Origin of the sequence: Streptomyces sp. NPDC088923, assembly GCF_044749745.1 — a bacterium.
GTDB lineage: Bacteria > Actinomycetota > Actinomycetes > Streptomycetales > Streptomycetaceae > Streptomyces.
In genome coordinates this window covers 382711-403428 of record NZ_JBIVIO010000003.1, presented here as the reverse complement: position 1 = coordinate 403428, position 20718 = coordinate 382711, and the positions used below count along the sequence as shown (strand labels likewise).

The window sequence follows — 20718 nt, the reverse complement described above, 5'->3', positions numbered from 1 at the left end:
AAAGGCTTGGAATGACGACGCAGGTGCAGACGCCGGGGGCCACCGGCGGCGACGAGGGAGCGGCGGGGCTGCCGACGCTCGCCGATTTCGCGCTCGACCCGGAGGTGCGCCACCTCAACCACGGTTCCTTCGGTACGGTGCCGCGCCCCGTGCTCGGCCGTCTCGCCGCGCTGCGCGCCGAGATGGAGAGCAACCCGGACGCGTGGTGGCGGACGCTGACCGGGCGGATCGCCGCGGCGCGCGCCGAGGTCGCCGCCTTCCTGCGCACCACGCCCGACGCGCTCGCCTTCGTGCCGAACGCCAGCTCGGGCGCGAGCACGGTCCTCGCCTCACTGCGCTTCCCGCGCGGCGCGCGCATCCTCATGACGGACCACACGTACGGCGCGGTCGCGATGGGCGTGCGCCGCGTCGCCGCGCTGCACGGCGCGGTCGTGGACACCGTGCACGTACCGCTCGACGCGTCCACGGAGCACGTCGAGTCGCTGTTCGCGCGGAAGCTGGCCTCGGGGGCTCCGGTGGCACTCGTCGTCGTGGACCAGATCACCTCGCCGACCGCCCGGCTCTTCCCGCTCCCGGAGATCGTCGCCGCCTCGCACGCGGCGGGGGCGCGGGTCCTGGTCGACGGGGCCCACGCGCCCGGGCTGCTCTCCGATCCGCTGGGGCACGCATCGGGTGCCGACTACTGGACGGGCAATCTGCACAAGTGGACGTGCGGCCCGCGCGGCACGGCCGCGCTCGTGGCCGCCGAGGACGTGGCGCAGGAACTGGTGCCGCTCGTCAACTCGTGGGGCGCCCCGAACCCGTACCCGCACCGCTTCGACGAGCAGGGCACGCAGGACGTCACGGGCTGGCTCGCCGTGCCCGCCTCACTCGCGTTCTTCGCGGAGCGCGGGGGCTGGGACGCGGCGCGCGCGACGATGGACCGCACGATCACCGCGGCGCAGGCCCTGGTCGCGGAGGCGCTGCACGCCGAGCTCTCGGGCGTCAGCGCGCACGAAGCGCCCGCGATGCGCCTGATACCCCTCGCGCCCGTGCTCGCGACGGACCCGGACCGCGCGGCGGCGCTCCAGCGGCGCATCGCCGCGGAGCTCCGCTGCGAGGTCTCCATCACGTCGTGGGACGGTCGTGGATTCCTGCGGCTGTCGGCGCACGTCTACAACCGTCCCGAGGAGTACGAGTACCTCGCCGAGCGACTGCCCGCGCTGCTCGCCGCGGCGGAGCGCGAGGCGGACTGACCCCGGGCGACGGTCACCGCCCGCGCCGGGGAGGGTATCCCGTCCCCGGCGCGGGCCCCACCTCCTTGCCCGTCCCGTCCGTGAGGCGCGCCGCCCCTCCCGCCACGCGCCCGCGGGTCGCCCGTCCCGCCACGTGCCGTACCGCCGCGCCCGTCTCACCGGCCCGCAGGGAGCGCAGGGCGAGGAGGAGGACGCCGATGTCGTCGAGGTAGACGGGGTCGGGAACGAGGTCGGTGGGGAGGACGAGATAGAGGAGCGCGCCCCAGAAGACCCACCGCTTGCCGGCCGGGAGACCGGCCGCGCGCAGCGTCCTGCGGGTGCGCACGAGGCGCACGGCGAGGACGAGGGCGATGGCGAGCACGGCCACCGCGAGCAGGGCCAGCACGATCAGCAGGTCCCGTGTGTCGTCACTCATGCCAGGCTCCCTGCCCGCCCTCGCGAGGACCCGTGCCCCCGCTCCTGGGGACCGTGTACCCGCCGGGCCGGGGGTTGAGCGCGGGCCGTTCAGGTCCTCGCCCCCGCCGCGGGGACGCGTGATCCCGCGTGCGCGCGGACGCCGCGGCAGGGGCGCGGCGGCCGGGGCTCAGTGGGGCAGGTCGACGACCGCGCCCACGGACTTGCCGCCCGGGGTGAGGGCGATGCGGACCTCGCGGCTGAGCGCGCGGACGATCTCCAGTCCGTGGCCGCCCACACGGGCCGGGTCGGGGGTGAGGAAGCTCGGCGCGACGGGGCTCGTGTCGTGGACGGTGACGACGACGTGCGTCGCGTCGCCGGTCAGTTCCAGGGCGTGGAAACCGCCCGCGTGGCGCTCGGCGTTGGTGGCGAGTTCGCTGACGACGAGGTGCAGGTCCCCGGTCGTGCGCTCGGGGACGCGTGCGCACCACTCTGCGCCGAGACGGTGCAGGAAGCGCGTGGTGACGTCGCGTGCGGCGGCGACACTGCCGGGGCTGCCGTCGAAGTGCGCGAGGTGGTGCAGCGGCTGGGCGGGCGCGGCGTGCCCCGCCGCCTCGGCCCCGTCCGCCGCGCAGACGTTCCCCGAGGTGCGGTAAAGCGCCGTCGTCGTGTGCTCGTTCATGGTCTCCAGCCCCCCGTGACGCGTGTGCCACCGGGAAGCGTCGCTGTGCCCGGCTCTCGCCGGATACCCCAGTCCACGGGTCGCACACGTGGCGGCGCGTGTGAGGGGGGTCACAGGGTGGGGCGTGGATAGGCTCGGCGGCGGCCGGTGACGGATGTGCGTACGGAGCCGGTGCCGGGCGCAGGCCGCGGCGCCGGGGCCGTGCGCGGAAGGAAGGTGGGCGGATGCAGGCGCTGGCGATGTCGCTCTTCGATCCCGCGGCCGGGCAGGGGGCCCGTCAGTTCGCCGAGATCGGTCTCGCGCTGCTGCTCTCGACGCTCATCGGGGCCGAGCGGGCGGTGCAGCAGAAGAGCGCGGGCCTGCGCACCCACACGCTGGTGGGGGTGGGCAGCGCCCTGTTCATGGAGGTCTCGCAGCACGGTTTCAACGCGGTGCTCGGGCTGGAGAACGTGTCCTTCGACCCGTCGAGGGTCGCGGCGCAGATCGTCTCGGGGATCGGTTTCATCGGCGGCGGTCTGATCTTCGTACGCCGGGACGCGGTACGGGGCCTGACGACGGCGGCGACCGTGTGGCTGACGTGTGCGATCGGGATGGCCTGCGGGGGCGGGCTGCCGCTGCTCGGCATCGCGGCGACGCTCGTGCACTTCCTCGTCGTGTGGGGCTACCCCTGGCTCACGCGGTGGCTGCCCGCGCTCTCCTCGGTCGAGCAGGCGGGCCTGACGCTGAGCTACCGCTCGGGGAGCGGCGTGCTCTCGCACGTGCTCAAGGAGTGCACGGACATGGGCTTCCGGGTCGTCCAGGTGAGCGTGGAGCGGCCCGCGCGCCCCACCAGGAAGAAGGGCCCCCTGGCCGAGGAGGAGGAACTGGAGACGGGGACGCGGGCGGTGTGGCTGGAGGTCGAGGGCTCGGGGAGCGTGTACGCGCTCGTCGCCTCGCTCTCGGAGTTCGACGGGGTCCTCGACGTCACCTCGGACCGCGCGGAGGCGGCCGAGTGAGCGGCGGTACGGGCGGGGGGCGGCACCCTGCCGGACAGCACCCCGCACACCCGTACCGCGGCGTCCCACCCGGCACACCTGTGCCGCGGACCTCCCGTACCGGTCCTTGGCCCCCGCGGCGTCTCACAGCCTCCGCAGCGCCGGGAGCAGCCGCTCGCGCGCCCAGCGCAGGAAGGGTTCCTGGTGCTCGCCGCCGACCTGGATGAGGGCGATCTCGTCGAAGCCTGCCTCGGCGTAGGCGCGTACCGCTTCGACGAAGGCGTCCACGTCGTCGCCGCAGGGGATCGCGGCGGCGACGTCCTCGCGGGTGACGCTGCTGGTCGCGCCGGCGAAGGAGGCCGGTCCCGGCAGTTCGGCGTTGACCGTCCACGGGCCCAGTGACCAGCGGAACTGCTCGTGGGCGCGGGTGAGCGCGGCCTCGCGGTCGGGGTCGTAGGAGACGGGGAGCTGTCCGACGCGAGGTTTGCCGGTGCCGCCGAAGCGGTCGAAGTCGGCGAGGAGTTCCGCCTTGGGCTCGGTGGCGATGACGAGGTCGGCGAGGCGTCCCGCGAGGGCGCAGGAGCGGGGCCCGGATACGGCGACGCCGATCGGCGGGGCGGTCTCGGGCAGGTCCCAGAGCTTGGCGTCCTGGACGGTGAAGTGCTTGCCGTCGTGGTGGACGCTCTCGCCGTCGAGCAGGGCGCGGATGATGCCGACGGCCTCCTCCAGCATTTCGATGCGGACCGGGGCGGCCGGCCAGCCGCGCCCCACGACGTGCTCGTTGAGGTTCTCGCCCGAGCCGAGGCCGAGGCGGAAGCGCCCCTGGGACAGGAGCTGTACGGTCGCGGCCTTCTGGGCGACGACGACGGGGTGGTAGCGCACGGTCGGGCAGGTCACGTACGTCATGAGCGGCAGGCGCTCCGTGGCCTGCGCGACGGCGCCGAGGACGCTCCACGCGTAGGGGGCGTGGCCCTGTTCCCCCAGCCAGGGGAAGTAGTGGTCGGACATGACCGAGAAGTCGAATCCGGCCTCCTCGGCGCCGACCGCGTGCGCCACCAGCTCGCGGGGGCCTGCCTGTTCGGTCATGAGTGTGTATCCGATGCGGGGCATGGCACTCGATGTGACCGCGCGGAGGGCCCGTCAAACCCCAAACCTGCCGAGCGGGTGTCGGACAAACTTTCAGTCGGCTGCTCGGGCGGGTACGCAGGAGGGTCCTCGGACGGGTACGAGGAAGCGGGCGCGCAGGGCCGCCACGGTCGTCTCCGGGACGCCGTGCGCCGCGACGTAGGCGGCCACTCCGCCGTGGTCGCGGTCGAGGTCGTCGAGGAGGTGGCGGATGACGGCCTCGGGGGCACGCCCGTAGTGCTCCCAGCCGGGGGCGCGGCCCTCGTTGCGCGCGGACCAGTCGGCGCGCAGCCCCGCGGTGGCGTGCTCGGTGAGGGCGAAGTCGGCGGCGACGGTGTCGCGGTCGACGCCGAGGAGCGTGAGGACGAGCGCGGCGATGATGCCGGTGCGGTCCTTGCCGGAGGCGCAGTGGAAGACGGCGGGGCCCTCCTCGCGGGCGAGGACGCCGATGACCTCGGCGATCTCCTCGCCGCCGTCCGCGAGGATCTCGCCGAGTTTGTCCGCGAGGTACCGCCAGGGGTCGGGGAGCGGGCCGGTGGCGGCCTGGTCCCAGGGGCGGTGCTCGATGCTGATGTGGTGGAAGGCGAGTCCCTCGCGCTCGGGGACGCGTCCGCCGCGGGCGATCTCCCAGTCGTAGCGCAGATCGACGACGGTGCGGATGCCGAGCGCGTCGAACCGCTCGCGGTCGGCCGCGGCGGCGGGCTCGTGGAGCTTGGCGAGGTTGTCCGAGCGGTACAGGACGCGGGAGCGGGTGAGCTGTCCTCCGGCGGCGCGATAGCCGCCCAGGTCACGGAAGTTGTGCAGGCGGCCGAAGGCGAGGTGTCTGTCCACGGTCTCGATCCTAGGCACCCGTCCGGGTGAAGGGCCGGGGTAATTCGCTTGCGGGGCGCTCCCGTTCCCCCGCAAGCTTTGCCGGTCCGCGTGGGGCCCTCAGGGGCTCGGCGGGCGTCGTACCCGTATCCGTTCGAGGAGGTCCGCCATGCGCGCTGCCCACTGGTTCGTTCCGCAGGCCATCGCAGTCCCTTCCGACCTCACGGAGCACCTGGGTGCACTCGCACAACCATCTCAACCTCGGCGTTCTCGCCCACGTCGACGCCGGTAAGACCAGCCTGACCGAGCGGCTCCTGCACGCCGCCGGGCTGCTCGACGAGCCCGGCAGCGTCGACGCGGGCACGACCCGTACCGACTCGCTCGACCTGGAGCGGCGGCGCGGGATCACCATCAAGGCGGCTGTCGTCTCCTTCCCGCTCGGCGACCGCACGGTCAATCTCGTGGACACTCCCGGGCACCCCGATTTCATCGCGGAGGTGGAGCGGGTCCTCGCGGTCCTCGACGGGGCCGTCCTCGTCGTCTCCGCGGTCGAGGGGGTGCAGCCGCAGACACGGGTACTGCTGCGCACGCTGCGGCGGCTGCGCATCCCGACGCTGCTCTTCGTCAACAAGATCGACCGGCGCGGGGCGCGCGAGCTGCTCGGTGAGCTGCGGGCCAGGCTCGACCCGGCGGTCGTGCCGTTGGGTGTGCCGTACGGGGCGGGGGCGCCCGGGGCGCGTTTCCTCCCGTACGCCGTGGACGAGCCCGCGTACACCGACGCGCTCGCCGAGGTGCTGACGGCGCGCGACGACGCGCTGCTCGGCGCGTATCTCGACGGCGGCCTCTCGCCTGCCCGCCTGCGCGGCGCGCTGCGGCGCGCGGTCGCGGCGGCGCGGGTCCACCCCGTGCTGTACGGCTCGGCGCTGACGGGTGCGGGGATCGCCGAGCTGCGCGACGCGCTCGCGACGCTGCTGCCCGTCGCGCGGGGCGATGCCGAGGCACCGCTGTCGGCCTCGGTCTTCAAGATCGAGCGGGGGCGGGGCGGCGAGCGCCGCGCGTACGCGCGGCTGCACTCGGGCCGGCTCGCGGTGCGGGAGCGGGTGCTCTACGGGGCGGAGGGGAAGAGCGCCGTACTCACCGGACTCGACGTGTTCGCCGACGGTGGTCCCGTGCCGGCGCGCACGGCGCGGGCCGGGCAGATCGCGCTCGTGCACGGGCTTGCGGGCATCCGCATCGGCGACCGTATCGGCACGGGCACCGGGTCCGGGACGGACGAGTCGGGGACGGCCTTCGCGCCGCCGAGCCTGAGCAGCGTCGTCGTGCCCGAGGGCCGCCGCGACGCGCTCGCGCTGTGGCCGGCGCTCAGCGAGCTCGCCGAGCAGGACCCGCTCATCGGGCTGCGGCGCGACCCGGCGCGCGAGGAGATCTCCGTCTCGCTCTACGGCGAGGTGCAGAAGGAGGTCATCGCGACGACGCTCCTGGAGGAGTACGGGGTGCGGGCCGGGTTCCGGGTCAGCCGCCCGCTGTGCGTGGAACGCGTGCGCGGCGAGGGGGCCGCCGTCGAGGTCGGCGAGCAGGACGGCAATCCCTTCCTCGCCACGATCGGGCTGCGGGTGCGCGCCGCGGCGCCCGGCTCGGGCACGGTCTTCCGGCTCGGCATCGAGCTGGGCTCGCTGCCTCCCGCGTTCCTCAAGGCGATCGAGGAGACGGTGGGCACGGTGCTCGGCGAGGGGCTGCGCGGCTGGCCGGTCGTGGACTGCGAGGTGACGCTCTTCCGCTCCGGCTACTGGCCGCGCCAGAGCCACAGCCACGCGGTCTTCGACAAGTCGATGTCGTCCACGGCGGGCGACTTCCGGCTCCTGACCCCGCTCGTCCTCATGGCGGCGCTGCGCGCGGCGGGGACGGTCGTCGAGGAGCCCGTGCACCGCTTCCGCCTGGAGGTGCCCGCCGAGGTGTACGGGGCGGTGCTGCCCCTGCTGGGCCGGCTCGGCGCCGTCCCCGGCGCCCCGCACGCCGCGGGCGGCACGTACACCGTCGAGGGCGAGATCCCGGCGGCCCACGTCCACGAGCTGGGGCGGCTCCTGCCGGGTCCGAGCCGGGGCGAGGGCGTCCTGGAGACGGAGTTCGCCACGTACCGCCCTGTCCGCGGCGAGGTCCCCGAGCGCTCCCGCACCGACGCCGATCCGCTGCACCGGGAGGAGTACCTGCTGCGCGTCGTGCGCGGGGTGCCGGTGGACGGCAGGCGCTGAGAGGCGGCCGAGGCGGGAAGGGCCCGTACGGGTGCTCCGGGTGTGGCTCCGGGCACCCGTTCGGGCTTGTTAGTCTTGGGCCCGACGAAGGGGAGTAGTCCCGCGATACCGGTATGTCGACATACTGGCCGCGCGTACGCCGGGAGGCGGACGCGGGCCCGGCGACCGGGCCGCCCGGCGCGCCGGGCGGTGGACGAGACCTTCGGCCAGGCAGGACCGTGCCCGCGACCCCGTGGGCGCGTTCGTCGTGCCGTGGCCGAGTGGTCCTTCCCGCCGGGCGGCGCACGGATCGCGGCCGCGGCCCCGTTCACGAAAGACCGGCACCGCTTCGATGTCTCTCGATCCGCTCGCCATCGTCACGGCCTTCGGCCTCATCTTCCTCGCCGAGCTTCCCGACAAGACCATGTTCGCCTCGCTGGCGATGGGGACCCGGATGCGGCCCCTCTACGTGTGGCTCGGCACCTCCAGCGCCTTCCTCGTGCACGTCGTGATCGCGTGCGCGGCGGGCAGCCTCATCGGGCTGCTGCCCACCTGGGTCGTCTCACTCGTCTCCGCGCTCCTCTTCGGCTTCGGCGCCGTGCTCCTCTTCCGCGCCGACGCGGGGGACGACGAGGATGAGGACGCGGCCGCCAGCCGCAAGATCACGGGGTTCTGGCCCGTGTGGACGACCGCGTTCATGGCGGTCTTCATCAGCGAGTGGGGCGACCTGACGCAGATCACGACGGCGAACCTCGCCGCCTCGCGCGGCACGCTCTCGGTCGCGATCGGCTCCTGGGCGGCGCTCATGAGCGTGTCGGCGCTCGCGCTGCTCGCCGGGCGGTTCATCGCGAAGCGCGTGCCGCTGAAGACGGTGCAGCGGGTCGGCGGGGTCTGCATGGCGGGACTGGCGATCTGGTCGCTCGTGGAGATCTTCACCGGGTGACGCCCGGCGCCCCGGCCGGAGCGCCCGTCCGCGGACGGACGGGGTTCAGGCCGGGGTCAGCCGTAGCTGGATCTCCTTCTCCTGGTCACCCGAGGCCGAGCCCAGCACCTCGACCGCGTAGACCTCGTCGAGGGCTTCCTTGAGGTCGGTGACCGCGTGGTAGCCGCCCTGTGCGGTGAGGTCGAGCGCGGCGTCGATGCGCACCGGTGAGGTGCGGCCCCTGCGGTCGGAGGTGTCGAAGGTGGCGCTCCAGACCGTGGGCCGCTCCCCCGGTGTTTCGCTCGGGGTGTCGCTCGCGGCGCGGTCGGTGCCGAAGGCTCCCGCGAGGGCGGTGAGGACGGCGTCGGCGTCGCGCGCCGAGCAGCCCTCCAGCTCCACGACAACCTGTGCGGACTGGTCCTGATCCATGGTGGTGCTCCCTCCCGTCGTCAAGGCGTGACGGTGGCCGTTCCCGCTTCCTGTCCAGCGTGCGCCGCCGGGCGGCGGCGCGCGACCGGGGCCGTCAGCCACTGGGCTCCTGCGGGGCGGGGTCGTTCCCGTGGGCGTCCCCCGTGTGCGGACGGCCCGCCCGCCCCGTACCGCCCTCGTCGGTGTCGGGCAGTTCGTCGCTGCCGTCGCGCGCCGGGGGCGGGGCCACGTCGAGCGGGTCCTCGCCGGGGCCGCGCTGCTGGTCGGGCATGTCTCTGGGCACCAGGGGCCTGCCGTGCTCCCCGGGGGCCTTCGGCGGTTGCTCACCCATGCGCTTCTCCTCAGTCCAGTCCTCGTACGACGTTCCCCGCGGGCCACTCGGGGTCGGGCGGCTGCGGGGCCGCCGCCTCCTCGCCGGCCACCTCGGGCCTGCCGGACAGGTGGGTGCGCACCTCGCCCTCGAGCGGCGGGGGCGGGCTGGGTATCGGGGTGGGGTGCGCTGCGCTGTCGTGCACGGCGGCTCTCCTCTCGCTTCGCGTCCGGTGGGGACCGCGTTCAGGTACCCGCCGGGACGGCGGTCATACGAACGGGGCGGGAAGCGGTCGTCGCGTGACCGGCGCGACGAAACGCGGCCCCGCCGTGCCCTCGGGGGAAGGAGGGCGGCGGGGCCGCTGGCAGCTCGAAGGCCCGGGGGGGGAGGGCCGGTCCGAGCTTGCGTCGAGGTCCTTGTGCCCCACTCATCGTCGCACAATCCTGTGACGCGGGTCACATTTTGCTCGCGGACCCGTTCCGGGGCCCGCCGAGGAGCCCTGTCCCCGCCCGGCGGAGCACGTGGGCCACGGCGTCGGCGGTGGTGGGACGCCCGGTGAGGACGCGCAGGGCGTCGGCCGTCTCTTCGAGGCGGCGGCGTTCACGCAGGTCGGCGGGGGCGCGACGGACCCGGTGCTCCTGCCGGCGGTAGCGGCGGAGGAGGCCGTCGAGCAGCACGTCCTGGGGCAGGGGCATGAGCGGGGCACTCCGGCGAGGGGGCCGCCGCTGGGCACGGCGGGACCCGGGGACGTACTCCCCGGGGCGGATACGGGCTACGGCGCGGGCCCGGCGACCGGCACCGCCGGTCATCCTCTCCCCCACCGGGCGCGCCCGCACCCCGTACCCGCCCGTCCGGGGACCCGGCCGCCGGTGTCGCCTCCGGCGTCCTGCCCCGGCCTTTCCCGGGACGGTCCGGGCACGCGGTCAGGCGCGCGTCCGGTCCGTCCCGGAGCCTTCCGCGGTGGTCCGCGCGGCTCAGCGCCGCAGCCACACCGCCGTGTCCGTCGGGAGCAGGCCGCCCTCGTCGAGCGGGCCGCTCGCGAGCAGGACGCTCTCGTGCGCGGGCAGCGCGACGGACTCGGCGCCCAGGTTCACGAGGCACAGGAGCCCGCCAGGGCGGGCGAAGGCGAGCACACCCGGGGTCTCGGGCAGCCACTCGATCGGTCCGTCGCCGAAGCCCGCCTCGGTGGCGCGCACGCGGATCGCGGCGCGGTAGAGCGAGAGCATCGAACCGGGGTCGGCGGCCTGGACGTCGGCGGCGTAGGCCGACCAGCCCTCGGGCTGCGGAAGCCACGGCTCGGTGGTGGAACCGAAGCCGCTGTAGGGGGCGTCGGCGGTCCAGGGGAGCGGGACCCGGCAGCCGTCACGGCCCGGGTCGACGCCCTCGGAGCGGAAGTACATCGGGTCCTCGACGCGGTCGAGGGGGATGTCCGCCTCGGGCAGGCCCAGTTCCTCGCCCTGGTAGACGTAGACCGAGCCGGGCAGCGCGAGCGAGAGCAGGGCGGCGGCGCGGGCCCTGCGGGTGCCGAGCGCGAGGTCGCTCGGGACGCCGAAGCGCTTGCGCTCGAAGGCGAAGCCGGTGTCCTCGGCGCGGCCGTAGCGGGTCACGGTCCGGGTCACGTCGTGGTTGCAGAGCACCCAGGTCGCGGGGGCGCCGACCGGGGCGTGCTCGGCGAGGGTGCTGTCGATGGCCTCGCGGAGCTGGTCGCGGTCCCAGGGACAGCTCATGAAGTTGAAGTTGAAGGCGGTGTGCAGTTCGTCGGGGCGCAGGTAGCGCGCGAAGCGCTCGGCGTCCGGCATCCACACCTCGCCGACGAAGACCCCGCCGTACTCGTCCGCGACGCGGCGCCAGGAGCGGTAGACGTCGTGCAGCTCGTCGCGGTCGATGTACGGGTTCGGGTCGACACCCTCGACGTAGTCGGGCAGCGCGGGGTCCTTCGCGACGAGGGCCGCGGAGTCGATCCGTACGCCCGCGACGCCGCGCTCGAACCAGAAGCGGAGGACGTCCTCGTGCTCCTTGCGGACGTCGGGGTGGTCCCAGTTGAGGTCGGGCTGCTGCGGCGTGAAGAGGTGGAGGTACCACTCGCCGTCCTCGACCCGGGTCCAGGTGTCCCCCGAGAACTGCGAGGGCCAGTCGTTGGGCGGCAGTTCGCCGTGCTCGCCGCGCCCCGCGCGGAAGTGGAAGCGTTCGCGCTCGGGGCTGCCGGGGCCCGCCTTGAGCGCGGCCCGGAACCAGGCGTGCTGGTCGGAGACGTGGTTGGGGACGATGTCGACGATGGTGCGGATGCCGAGCGTGCGGGCCTCGTCGATGAGTTTCTCGGCCTCGGCAAGGGTGCCGAAGGCCGGGTCGATCGTCCGGTAGTCGGCGACGTCGTAACCGCCGTCGGCGAGCGGCGAGAGGTACCAGGGCGTGAACCAGATGGCGTCGACACCGAGTTCGGCGAGGTACGGCAGCTTGGCGCGGACACCCGCCAGGTCGCCCGTGCCGTCGCCGTTGCCGTCCGCGAAGCTGCGCGGATAGACCTGGTAGATGACGGCGGAACGCCACCAGTCGGGCCCTGTGTGCTCCCGGGAGCTGCCTTCCATCGTTGTATGTCCTTTCGGGCGCCGGCGGGTCGTGCCCGCGGCACCGTGACGTGAGGCGGTGTCATTCCCTGGCCGGCTTAGCGGCGTCGGTACGGCGCCGAGCCGGACGGCGTGGGCTGCGCGCCACCGCCCCCGCAGCGGGGTCGGAAAGGGGGCGGCGGCGCGCAGGGCGGAGGAGGGCTGCGGGCCGGGCCCGCCGCGGGGGGGGGCGCCGGTCCTGCGCGGTCGTCAGCCCTTGGTGGAGCCGGCGGAGATGCCGGCGATGATGTGCCGCTGGAAGACCAGGAAGACCAGGAGCATCGGGATCGACGCGATGACCATGGCCCCGATCTGCGTGGACTGCGAGATGTTCTGCGAGAACTGCACCAGCGCCACGCTGATGGGCTGCTTGTCGGTGTCCGAGAAGACCATGAGCGGCCACAGGAAGTCCTGCCAGACCGCGACCAGGCCGAGGATGGAGACGACGGCGAGCACGGGACGGGACATCGGCAGCAGGATCGACCAGAGCTGCCGGAGCTTTCCGGCCCCGTCGATCTCGGCGGCCTCCAGGACGTCCCGCGGTATCTGGTCGAAGAAGTTCTTCAGCAGGTACAGGTTGAAGGCGTTGGCCACGGCGGGGAGCCAGATGCCGAGCGGGTCGTTGAGCAGGCTCGTGTGGATGAGCGGCAGGTCCGCGACGGTGAGGTACTTGGGGACCAGCATCGCCTGGGCCGGCACCATGAGCGTGGCCAGGATGCCGCCGAGCACGACCTTGCCGAAGGCGGGCTTCAGCTTGGAGAGCGAGTACGCGGCGGCGGTGCAGAAGACGATCTGGAGGGCCCAGGCGCCGAAGGCCTGCACGACCGTGTTCCACAGATGCGTGGGCAGGTCCATCTGGTCCCACGCGTCGGTGTAGTTGGAGAACTGCCAGTGCTCCGGGAAGAGCGTCGGCGGCGTCTGGGTGAGCTCGTCGGCGGGCTTCGCCGCTCCGGTGACCATCCAGTACACGGGGAAGAGGAAGGCGAGCGCGAAGGCGATCACGACGAGCGTGAAGAACGTCCAGTACAGGACCTTACCCTTGGTGCTGGCGAGGGCCAGCGGCGAGACAAGGGTGCGGATGGACGGCCCGTTCTCACGCTTGTCGCGGCGCTTGCGGCGGCGCGTGGGGGGCACGGGGGCCGCTTCGGTGGGCGGCAGGACGGCGGTCATCTGCGCGGTCTCCTCTCAGTCCTTGGTCCGGGTGAGCCACAGGTAAACCGCGGAGAACAGGCTGAGCAGTACGAGGAGCATCGCGCTCAGGGCGCAGGCCCCGCCGAAGTTCTGGTAGCTGAAGGCGTACTTGTAGATCAGGTAGAGCACGGTGGTGGTCGATGCCTCGGGGCCGCCGCCGGTGATGACGAAGGGTTCGGTGAACACCTGCATCGTGGCGATGATCTGGAGGAGCATCAGCATGAGCATCACGAACCGCGTCTGCGGGATCGTGACGTGCCGTACGCGCTGGAAGATGTTCGCGCCGTCCAGCTCGGCGGCCTCGTACAGCTCGCCGGGGATGCCCTGGAGGGCCGCGAGGTAGATGAGGACGGTGCCGCCCATGTTCGCCCAGGTCGAGACGAGGACGAGGGACACGAGGGCGGTGTCGGCGCTGAAGATCCAGTCCGAGGTGGGCAGGTGGAGAAAGCGCAGGACCTCGTTGATCAACCCCGCGTCGGGGTCGTAGAACCACTTCCACAGCAGCGCGCTCACGACCGGGGGGATCATCACCGGGAGGTAGACGACGATCCGGAAGAAGCTCTTCGCGTGGCGCAGCTCGTTGAGCACCAGCGCCATGAGGAAGGGCACGGCGAAGCCGATGACCAGCGCGAACACGGTGAACATCGCCGTGTTCTTCCAGGCGGTCGCGAACTCCGGGTCGTGGAAGACCGCCGTGAAGTTGTCGAAGCCCACCCATTCCGGGTCGGAGCCGGGGATGTACTTCTGGAACGAGATGATGATCGCGCGGATCGCGGGGTACCACGAGAACACCGCGAAACAGACGATGCCCCCGATGAGGAAGGCGTAGGCGCGAAGGTTGTGGACGAGGGTGCGGCGCAGCCGGTCGGCGCGCCCGTGGCCCGCCGGGCGGGCCGCCCCCTTGGTGGTAGGGGGCGGCGCCGCGGCGGACCGCTGAGGTGCCTGAGCAGTCTTCATGGGTGTGGTCAGCCTCGGGCGAGAATGCCGTTGATCTTGGAGTCCGCGTCCTTGAGGAGCTTGTCGACGTCCGCGTCCTTCTTCGTGAGGACGGAGGAGACGACCGCGTCGAGGACGGTGTAGATCTGCTGGGCGTTCGCCGGCTCCAGCTTGGGCTTGACGGTGTCGGCGCCGTCGATGAACGCCTGGTAGTTCTCGACCGGCATGTTGGCGTACTGCTTCTTGAGCGCGAGGTCCTTCTGGTCGCGCTCACCGGTCCACAGGCGCGGCTCGGGCAGACCGACCGGGGCCTTGTTCGCGGCGGCGCGCTTCCAGTTGTTCAGGCCCTCACCGGGGGTGTTGGTCTGGAACTCCAGGAACTTCAGGCCGGCCTTGATCTGCGCGGGGGTGGCCTTCTTGTTGAACATGTAGCCGTCGCCGCCCGCGAGGGTGCCCTTGCCGCCGGGCATCGGGGCGAGGCCGAGGTCCTCGTACTTCGCGCCCTTCTCCTTGACGAGGATCGGGATGTTGTCCGGCGCCGAGAGGTACATGCCGAGCTTGCCGGAGCCCATCATCTGCTGCACGTCGTTGATGATGAGCAATTGCTTGCTGCCCATCGAGTTGTCGCGCCAGCGCATGTCCTTGAGGTTCTGCAGAACGGCCTTGCCCTCGGGGGTGTCGACCGCGGACTTCTTGCCGTCCTCGGTGACGAGGGAGCCGCCCTGCGAGTAGATCTCGGCGCCGAAGTGCCAGCCGCCCTGGTTCTGGGCGCTGTAGTCGGCGTAGCCGACGGTGCCGTTCCCGAGACCGGCGATCTTCTTCGCGGCGGCCTGGACCTCTTCCCACGTGGTCGGGGGCTTCTCAGGGTCGAGTCCGGCCTTCTTGAAGAGCGCCTTGTTGTAGATGAGGCCCATCGAGTAGTTGGTGCGCGGCACCCCGTAGACCTTGCCGTCGACGGTGTAGACGTCGCGCAGTTCCTGCCGTATGTCCTGGTACCACTTGAGGTCCTTGACGTACGGCGTCAGGTCCGCGGCCTGGTTGATGTCCACGACGTGCTTGGCGTCGGTGAAGTACGTGTAGAACACGTCCTCCATCTGGCCGCCGGCGAGCTTGGCGTCGAAGGTCTTGGGGTCCTGGCAGGGGAAGGCATCGTGCGCGGTGACGTCGATGTCCTTGTTGGCCTTCTCGAACGCCGCGATGTCGTCCTCGAAGCTCTTCCGGTCGATCTTGGCGCTCTTCGGCGGCTCGCAGTTGACGGTGATCTTCGTCTTGCCGCCGGCGGAGCTGCCCTTGCTGTCGTCGTCCGAGCCGCAGGCGGCCAGGCTCGTCAGCGCCAGGGCGGACACAACGGCAACGGTACAAGTACGGCGGAACCCGGAGCTTCTCATCGGTGGACCCCTCTAGGGATGGGAAACCCACAGCTGCTTCGCTGTGTGGCGGCGCTCACTCAATCACTCACCACGAATATCCGCAATATGTCGCCGCGATTTCGCAATTATTCGACAGCGGCATGGATGCGACCGCGAGCGGGTAGCCGCAGGGGTTACTCGCACGGAACCGGTGGCGTGCCGCGCACCCGGTCCGCCCGCGGGCACCCCAAGGGGGCCTCTGAGCAGCGGGTTCGGCGGCCGTGACCGCGCCGTGACCTGGCACGGCACCAGCGGAGGGGGCCCTCGGGACAAGGGGACGGCGACCCCCTCAGAGTGCCCCGGAACGTTCCCGCAAGGGGCGTGGAATGCGTCACTCCGCCCCGTTGTACACGGCCGGACAGCCGCTCCCCGGAGTGCGCGCTAGGGAGCGAAGACCTGACGGAGACCGGACGGTGTTCTGAAAGTTATGGACTCCGCGCGATCCGGGGGCTTGACGGCGCGGGCGTCGACGGCGGGCGGTGACGGCGCGGGGACCGGGCGGCGCGGGGACTCGCACGGAAGGACGGGGCGGTACGGGTGCGGGGCGGACGCCGTGCGGGGTGTCCGCCCCGCACCCGTACCGCCCCGCCCGTCCGCCCGTTCCGCTCATCCGCTCAGCCGTGGCGCGGGGCCTGTCCGGTGGAGCCGCGTACGACAAGTTCGGGCTCGAAGAGCAGTTCGCCCGGCGGGACGGTGCGCCCGCCGATCTGGAGGCTGAGGAGTTCCACGGCCGCGCGGCCCATCGCCTCGATGGGCTGGCGCACGGTCGTGAGCGGCGGCTCCGCGCAGTTCATGAAGGCCGAGTCGTCGTAGCCGACGACGGAGACCTGCCCGGGGACGTCGAGGCCGCGCCGGCGGGCGGCGCGCACCGCGCCGAGGGCGAGCGGGTCGCTCGCGCAGATGATCCCCGTGACCCCCTGGTCGAGCAGGCGCGAGGCGGCGGCCTGTCCGCCCTCCAGCGAGAACATCGCGCGCACCACGCGCTCGGGTGGCAGTTCACCCCCGGCCGCACGCGCCACCGCACGGGCCATCACGAGCTTGCGCCGCGAGGGCATGTGCCCCTCGGGGCCGAGCACGAGGCCGATGCGTTCGTGGCCGAGCGAGGCGAGGTGGCGCCACGCCTGTTCGAGCGCCACACCGTCGTCGCAGGAGACGGTGCGGAAACCGAGGGTCTCTATGGCGGCGTTGATGAGCACCACGGGGATCTGCCGGTCGGCGAGTACCCGGTAGTGCTCGTGCGAGGCGTCGGCCTGGGCGTAGGCGCCACCCGCGAACACCACCCCGGACACCTGCTGCTGGAGGAGGAGTTCGATGTAGTCGGCCTCGGAGACCCCGCCCTTCGTCTGGGTGCACAGCACGGGGGTGAGCCCCTGCTGGGCGAGGGTGCCGCCGATCACCTCGGCGAAGGCCGGGAAGATCGGGTTCTGGAGCTCGGGCAGTACGAGCCCGACGAGGCGGGCACGCTCCCCGCGCAGCTGGGTCGGCCGCTCGTAACCGAGGACGTCGAGGGCCGTCAGCACGGACTGCCGGGTGGCCTCGGCGACGCCGGGCCGCCCGTTGAGCACCCGGCTCACCGTTGCTTCGCTGACCCCGACCTTCTTGGCCACCTGAGCAATTCGTCGCGTCATGGCCGCAAGATTAACGCAGGTCTTGCTCGTTATCCGACGTCGTGCGGTGATGCGCTTCCACCGGCCTCCGGCCCGCGACAAGCGCTTCACGGTCAGGACCGGCAGGTCCGTCCGTCCTGGAAGTCCCTCGGAAGAGCGGCACGTCGGGGCGGTGGCGGAAGGGCGCAGCTCCGGGAACGAGCCTGCGAGGCGTGTCCGGGCTTCGAAAACTTCCACTACGTCAGCAAGAATTCGCGAAACCTTGTTGATCCCTTGCTGTGACGCGTACGACACACCTAGGGTGAGGCCCGCCTAGGCCGCCCCACCGTGCCCACGGCGGGCGTCCCTCCCCCCACAGGAAGGCGCACCACTCCATGCGTGCCAGCGAAGAGCGCACAGCCCTCCCGAGTGACATGCCCATGACCAGCACCCCGACGGCGCCCCCGTCCGGAGCCCAGCGGCTGCTCCCCCTCGCGGTCGCCGTCGCCGCCGCGGCCATCACCGCGGCCCTGCTCGCGCCCACCGCGAGCGCCGCTCCCCGCCCCGTCGCACCGCGGCCCTCCGCGGCCGCCGCCGGTGCCTCGCTCCCCTTCACCTCCGTGGAGGCGGAGGACGCCGAGAGCGCGGGCAGCGTCATAGGCCCCGACTACACGCAGGGCACAGTGGCCTCGGAGTCGTCCGGGCGGCGCGCGGTCCGCCTCGGGGCCGGGCAGAGCATCACCTTCACGGCGCCCGCGGCGGCGAACGCCCTCACGGTCGCGTACAACATCGCCGACGGACAGACCGGGGACCTCGCGATAGCCGTCAACGGGAAGGCGAGCGACGCGCGGCTCGCCCTCACCTCGAAGTACTCCTACGTGGACACCCCCTGGATCGTGGGGGCCACGACGCACCACCTGCTCGACAACGCGCGCGTCCTGCTCGGCCAGGATCTCGCGGCGGGTGACACCGTGACGCTCACCGCATCGGCCGAGGTGACGGTGGACGTCGCGGACTTCGAGCAGGTCGCCGCGGCCGCCACCCGGCCCGCCGGCTCGGTGTCGGTCGTCGATCACGGCGCCGATCCGAGCGGCCGGGGCGACTCGACGCAGGCGTTCCGCGAGGCGATCGCCGCTGCCAAGGGCGGCACGGTGTGGATACCGGCGGGGGACTACGCCGTGAACTCCTCGCTGAGCGGCGTCGAGGACGTGACGCTCCAGGGCGCCGGGGAGTGGTACTCCGTCGTGCACTCCTCCAGCTTCATCAACCAGTCGAACGCGGCGGGCGGGGCCCACCTCAAGGACTTCGCCGTCATGGGGGAGGTGACCGAGCGCAACGACTCCAGCCCGGACAACTTCGTGAACGGCTCGCTCGGCCCCGGCTCGTCGGTCTCGGGGATGTGGCTCCAGCACCTCAAGGTCGGCCTGTGGCTGACCGGGAACAACGACGACCTCGTGGTGGAGAACAACCGCATCGTCGACACCACCGCGGACGGCCTCAACCTCAACGGCAGCGCGAAGAACGTCAAGGTGCGCCAGAACTTCCTGCGCAACAACGGCGACGACGCCCTCGCCATGTGGTCGCTCAACGCTCCCGACACCGGCTCGGTCTTCGACTCCAACACCATCTCGCAGCCGAACCTCGCCAACGGCATCGCGATCTACGGCGGCACCGACATCACGGTGAGCGACAACCTGGTCTCCGACACCAACGCACTCGGGAGCGGCATCGCGATCTCCAACCAGAAGTTCGCCGACCCCTTCTTCCCGCTCGCGGGGACCATCACCGTCTCGGGCAACACCCTCGTGCGCACGGGCGCGATCAACCCGAACTGGGGGCACCCCATGGGTGCGCTGCGCGTCGACGCGTACGACAGCGACATCGCGGCGAAGGTGAACATCACGGACACCACCTTCACCGACAGCCCGTACAGCGCCTTCGAGTTCGTCTCGGGCAGCGGCACGGGCAAGGCGGTGCGGAACGTGACCGTCGACGGGGCCACGGTGGACACGGCGGGGACCGTCGTCGTCCAGGCGGAGACACCGGGGCAGGTCGCGATCGGCGGGGTGCACGCGAGCGGCGTCGGCGCGGCGGGTACGTACAACTGCCCCTTCCCCGAGGGCGGCGGGGCGTTCACGCTCGACGACACGGGCGACAACAGCGGCTGGGACACGACGTGGGACGACTGCTCGACGTGGCCGGAGCCGAAGTAGGGGCCCAGTCGGCGGCCCGCTGACGTGGCCCCGTTCCCGTACCTCGGTGGTACGGGAACGGGGCCGCGCCGTCTTCTCGGCCATTTTCGAGACACCGTGCATCGCATGCGTGCTACCTTTCCAGTACACACTGTCTCGAAACTTGCCCGAGAAGGATCTTCCCCGTGACCTCCACCGTGGAACGCCTCACCCTGCCCGTGCGGCGGCAGGGGCAGGTGCTCGCCTGTCTGAGCGTCTGCACCGCCCTCGTCGTCGGCTTCGTCGCCGCGATCAACCTCGCCGTGCCCCGGCTCGCCGCCTCTTCGCTCCATCCGTCCGCCGACCAGCTCCTGTGGATCGTCGACGCCTACGTCGTCGTCTTCGCCTGCCTCGTCATCCCGGCCGGTGCCGCGGGCGACAAGTTCGGGCGCAAGGGCACCCTGCTGACCGGTCTCGCCGTCGTCGCCGCGGGCGCGCTCGTCTCCGCCGCGGCGCCGAACGTCGCGCTCATGCTCTTCGCCCGCGCGCTCACGGGTGTCGGCGCGGCCTGCGTCCTGCCGAACTGCGTCGGGGTCCTCCTCCACGCGACGGCGCCCGAGCGGCGCGGTCACGCCCTCGCGGTCTGGGCCGCGGCCACCGGTGTCGGGGGAGTCGTCGGCAACCTGGGCGGCGGGGCGCTGCTCGGCGGCTCGTGGCGGACGCTCTTCGTCGCCGTCGCCGTCGTCGCCGCGGCCTGCCTGGCCTGGACGGCGGCGGTCGCGCCGCGCAGCCCGCGGCACGCGCGCCGCCTCGACGTACCGGGCACGGTCCTGTTCGTCGCGGCCGTCATCGCACTGCTGCTCGGCATCATCGAGGGCCCCGAGAAGGGCTGGTCCAGCCTTCCTGTCGGCACCGCCTTCGCGGCGTGCCTGGTGCTCGGTGCCGTGTGGGTGCTCCTGGAGGCGCGGGTACGGCAACCGATGCTCGACCCGCGCCTGTTCCGCGACGCGCGGCTGGCCGGGGCCGCGCTCGGCATGGCCATCGCCTTCTTCGGCAGCTTCGGGCTCTTCTACGTCAACGCCTCGCTGCTCCAGTACGGGCGGGGCTGGTCCGTGCTCCGGGCGGGTGTCGGCATCATCCCCGTGACGGTCCCGCTGCTCCTCGGCAGCCGCCACGTTCCCGCGCTCGTCAGGCGCTTCGGAGTACCGGCGACGCTCGCGGCCGCCTTCGCCCTCACGAGCGGCGGGCTCGCCGGGCTCTCCTTCACGACGGAGCTCGCCTACCCCTGGTACGGCGCGTGCCTGTTCGTCGTCGGCCTCGGCATCATGCTCGCCGTGCCCACGCTGACCGCCGAGATCGCGGCCGGTCTGCCGCTGGAACGCGCGGGCATCGCGGGCGGACTCCAGTCCGCGACCCGCGAACTCGGCAGTGCGCTGGGGGTCGCCGTCGTCGGCACGATCCTCACCGCGTCCTTCACCCACCACCTGCCACACGAGCTCGGCCGCTCCGGCCCGGCGCCGCGCACCGTCTCGGAGGCGCTGGGGGCGGCTCCGGGCGAGCACTCCGCGATCACCGCCGCGTTCACGCACGGCGCCGACACCGCCCTGCGCGCCGCCGCGCTGATCACCCTCGTCGCGGGCGTTCTCGTGGTGGGCGGCATCGCACGCGCCCACCGCGGCGCGCGCGCCGCCTCGTGAGGACGGGGAAGTCCCGT

At 72.5% G+C, this 20718-nt stretch carries 19 protein-coding genes; 6 read left to right on the top strand and 13 right to left on the bottom strand.

The window, feature by feature from the left end; all coding sequences use genetic code 11:
• Positions 1-11: 11 nt before the first annotated feature.
• Positions 12-1235 carry an aminotransferase class V-fold PLP-dependent enzyme gene (locus tag ACIP4O_RS17280; RefSeq protein WP_401575296.1) on the top strand — a complete coding sequence of 408 codons (1224 nt, stop codon included), beginning with the start codon at positions 12-14 and terminating at the stop codon, positions 1233-1235.
• A gap of 13 nt (positions 1236-1248) precedes the next feature.
• On the opposite strand, the gene ACIP4O_RS17275 is transcribed toward ACIP4O_RS17280, so the two are convergent.
• Together ACIP4O_RS17275 and ACIP4O_RS17270 are read right to left on the bottom strand one after the other, a co-directional pair.
• Complete coding sequence (locus tag ACIP4O_RS17275; RefSeq protein ID WP_401575295.1) at positions 1249-1650, bottom strand: DUF1232 domain-containing protein; 402 nt, start codon at positions 1648-1650, stop codon at positions 1249-1251.
• Between the two features lie 168 nt (positions 1651-1818).
• On the bottom strand, positions 1819-2310 hold the full coding sequence (locus ACIP4O_RS17270; RefSeq protein ID WP_401575294.1) for an ATP-binding protein: 492 nt from the start codon (positions 2308-2310) through the stop codon (positions 1819-1821).
• 224 nt (positions 2311-2534) lie between these two features.
• Here ACIP4O_RS17270 and ACIP4O_RS17265 point away from each other — a divergent pair, with 224 nt between their 5' ends.
• Positions 2535-3305, top strand: coding sequence for an MgtC/SapB family protein (locus ACIP4O_RS17265; protein WP_361324499.1), 771 nt, complete (start codon positions 2535-2537; stop codon positions 3303-3305).
• A gap of 123 nt (positions 3306-3428) precedes the next feature.
• On the opposite strand, the gene ACIP4O_RS17260 is transcribed toward ACIP4O_RS17265, so the two are convergent.
• Both ACIP4O_RS17260 and ACIP4O_RS17255 read right to left on the bottom strand, forming a co-directional pair.
• Positions 3429-4394 carry an LLM class F420-dependent oxidoreductase gene (locus ACIP4O_RS17260; protein ID WP_401575293.1) on the bottom strand — a complete coding sequence of 322 codons (966 nt, stop codon included), beginning with the start codon at positions 4392-4394 and terminating at the stop codon, positions 3429-3431.
• 69 nt (positions 4395-4463) lie between these two features.
• Complete coding sequence (locus tag ACIP4O_RS17255) at positions 4464-5240, bottom strand: tyrosine-protein phosphatase (protein ID WP_401575292.1); 777 nt, start codon at positions 5238-5240, stop codon at positions 4464-4466.
• A gap of 215 nt (positions 5241-5455) precedes the next feature.
• Here ACIP4O_RS17255 and ACIP4O_RS17250 point away from each other — a divergent pair, with 215 nt between their 5' ends.
• Both ACIP4O_RS17250 and ACIP4O_RS17245 read left to right on the top strand, forming a co-directional pair.
• Entirely contained in the window at positions 5456-7468 is a 2013-nt protein-coding gene (locus tag ACIP4O_RS17250) for a GTP-binding protein (protein WP_401575291.1), read from the top strand.
• 331 nt (positions 7469-7799) lie between these two features.
• A complete protein-coding gene (locus ACIP4O_RS17245; protein ID WP_401575289.1) occupies positions 7800-8390 on the top strand; it encodes a TMEM165/GDT1 family protein in 591 nt (196 codons plus the stop codon).
• A 45-nt stretch (positions 8391-8435) separates the two neighbouring features.
• Here the strand turns inward: ACIP4O_RS17245 and ACIP4O_RS17240 are convergent, their stop codons facing one another.
• From ACIP4O_RS17240 to ACIP4O_RS17200, 9 genes are all read right to left on the bottom strand, one after another.
• On the bottom strand, positions 8436-8798 hold the full coding sequence (locus ACIP4O_RS17240; protein WP_401575288.1) for a hypothetical protein: 363 nt from the start codon (positions 8796-8798) through the stop codon (positions 8436-8438).
• A gap of 94 nt (positions 8799-8892) precedes the next feature.
• Positions 8893-9129: a hypothetical protein gene (locus ACIP4O_RS17235; protein WP_401575287.1), complete on the bottom strand. Its 237-nt coding sequence runs from the start codon at positions 9127-9129 to the stop codon at positions 8893-8895.
• Positions 9130-9139: 10 nt separating this feature from the next.
• Positions 9140-9313, bottom strand: coding sequence for a hypothetical protein (locus ACIP4O_RS17230; protein WP_401575286.1), 174 nt, complete (start codon positions 9311-9313; stop codon positions 9140-9142).
• 250 nt (positions 9314-9563) lie between these two features.
• On the bottom strand, positions 9564-9803 hold the full coding sequence (locus ACIP4O_RS17225) for a DUF5133 domain-containing protein (protein WP_401575285.1): 240 nt from the start codon (positions 9801-9803) through the stop codon (positions 9564-9566).
• Positions 9804-10082: 279 nt separating this feature from the next.
• Positions 10083-11693: a glycoside hydrolase family 13 protein gene (locus tag ACIP4O_RS17220; protein ID WP_401575284.1), complete on the bottom strand. Its 1611-nt coding sequence runs from the start codon at positions 11691-11693 to the stop codon at positions 10083-10085.
• A gap of 228 nt (positions 11694-11921) precedes the next feature.
• On the bottom strand, positions 11922-12881 hold the full coding sequence (locus ACIP4O_RS17215) for a carbohydrate ABC transporter permease (RefSeq protein ID WP_361324469.1): 960 nt from the start codon (positions 12879-12881) through the stop codon (positions 11922-11924).
• Between the two features lie 15 nt (positions 12882-12896).
• Positions 12897-13859 (bottom strand): carbohydrate ABC transporter permease, encoded by a 963-nt coding sequence (locus tag ACIP4O_RS17210; RefSeq protein WP_401575283.1) that lies wholly within the window; start codon positions 13857-13859, stop codon positions 12897-12899.
• A gap of 8 nt (positions 13860-13867) precedes the next feature.
• Positions 13868-15226: an extracellular solute-binding protein gene (locus tag ACIP4O_RS17205; protein WP_401575282.1), complete on the bottom strand. Its 1359-nt coding sequence runs from the start codon at positions 15224-15226 to the stop codon at positions 13868-13870.
• 635 nt (positions 15227-15861) lie between these two features.
• Positions 15862-16875, bottom strand: coding sequence for a LacI family DNA-binding transcriptional regulator (locus ACIP4O_RS17200; RefSeq protein WP_361324460.1), 1014 nt, complete (start codon positions 16873-16875; stop codon positions 15862-15864).
• A 398-nt stretch (positions 16876-17273) separates the two neighbouring features.
• Here ACIP4O_RS17200 and ACIP4O_RS17195 point away from each other — a divergent pair, with 398 nt between their 5' ends.
• Both ACIP4O_RS17195 and ACIP4O_RS17190 read left to right on the top strand, forming a co-directional pair.
• Entirely contained in the window at positions 17274-19046 is a 1773-nt protein-coding gene (locus ACIP4O_RS17195; RefSeq protein ID WP_401575281.1) for a glycosyl hydrolase family 28-related protein, read from the top strand.
• Positions 19047-19210: 164 nt separating this feature from the next.
• On the top strand, positions 19211-20701 hold the full coding sequence (locus tag ACIP4O_RS17190; RefSeq protein WP_401575279.1) for an MFS transporter: 1491 nt from the start codon (positions 19211-19213) through the stop codon (positions 20699-20701).
• The last annotated feature ends 17 nt before the right edge of the window (positions 20702-20718 follow it).

Excerpts from the sequence above, each read along its gene's own strand:
- ACIP4O_RS17215 (WP_361324469.1), bottom strand. The coding sequence starts at position 12,881 with ATGACCGCCGTCCTGCCGCCCACCGAAGCGGCCCCCGTGCCCCCCACG.
- ACIP4O_RS17265 (WP_361324499.1), top strand. The coding sequence starts at position 2,535 with ATGCAGGCGCTGGCGATGTCGCTCTTCGATCCCGCGGCCGGGCAGGGG.
- ACIP4O_RS17210 (WP_401575283.1), bottom strand. The coding sequence starts at position 13,859 with ATGAAGACTGCTCAGGCACCTCAGCGGTCCGCCGCGGCGCCGCCCCCT.
- ACIP4O_RS17280 (WP_401575296.1), top strand. The coding sequence starts at position 12 with ATGACGACGCAGGTGCAGACGCCGGGGGCCACCGGCGGCGACGAGGGA.
- ACIP4O_RS17235 (WP_401575287.1), bottom strand. The coding sequence starts at position 9,129 with ATGGGTGAGCAACCGCCGAAGGCCCCCGGGGAGCACGGCAGGCCCCTG.
- ACIP4O_RS17245 (WP_401575289.1), top strand. The coding sequence starts at position 7,800 with ATGTCTCTCGATCCGCTCGCCATCGTCACGGCCTTCGGCCTCATCTTC.
- ACIP4O_RS17205 (WP_401575282.1), bottom strand. The coding sequence starts at position 15,226 with ATGAGAAGCTCCGGGTTCCGCCGTACTTGTACCGTTGCCGTTGTGTCC.
- ACIP4O_RS17275 (WP_401575295.1), bottom strand. The coding sequence starts at position 1,650 with ATGAGTGACGACACACGGGACCTGCTGATCGTGCTGGCCCTGCTCGCG.
- ACIP4O_RS17220 (WP_401575284.1), bottom strand. The coding sequence starts at position 11,693 with ATGGAAGGCAGCTCCCGGGAGCACACAGGGCCCGACTGGTGGCGTTCC.
- ACIP4O_RS17260 (WP_401575293.1), bottom strand. The coding sequence starts at position 4,394 with ATGCCCCGCATCGGATACACACTCATGACCGAACAGGCAGGCCCCCGC.
- ACIP4O_RS17195 (WP_401575281.1), top strand. The coding sequence starts at position 17,274 with ATGACCAGCACCCCGACGGCGCCCCCGTCCGGAGCCCAGCGGCTGCTC.
- ACIP4O_RS17200 (WP_361324460.1), bottom strand. The coding sequence starts at position 16,875 with ATGACGCGACGAATTGCTCAGGTGGCCAAGAAGGTCGGGGTCAGCGAA.
- ACIP4O_RS17225 (WP_401575285.1), bottom strand. The coding sequence starts at position 9,803 with ATGCCCCTGCCCCAGGACGTGCTGCTCGACGGCCTCCTCCGCCGCTAC.
- ACIP4O_RS17240 (WP_401575288.1), bottom strand. The coding sequence starts at position 8,798 with ATGGATCAGGACCAGTCCGCACAGGTTGTCGTGGAGCTGGAGGGCTGC.
- ACIP4O_RS17270 (WP_401575294.1), bottom strand. The coding sequence starts at position 2,310 with ATGAACGAGCACACGACGACGGCGCTTTACCGCACCTCGGGGAACGTC.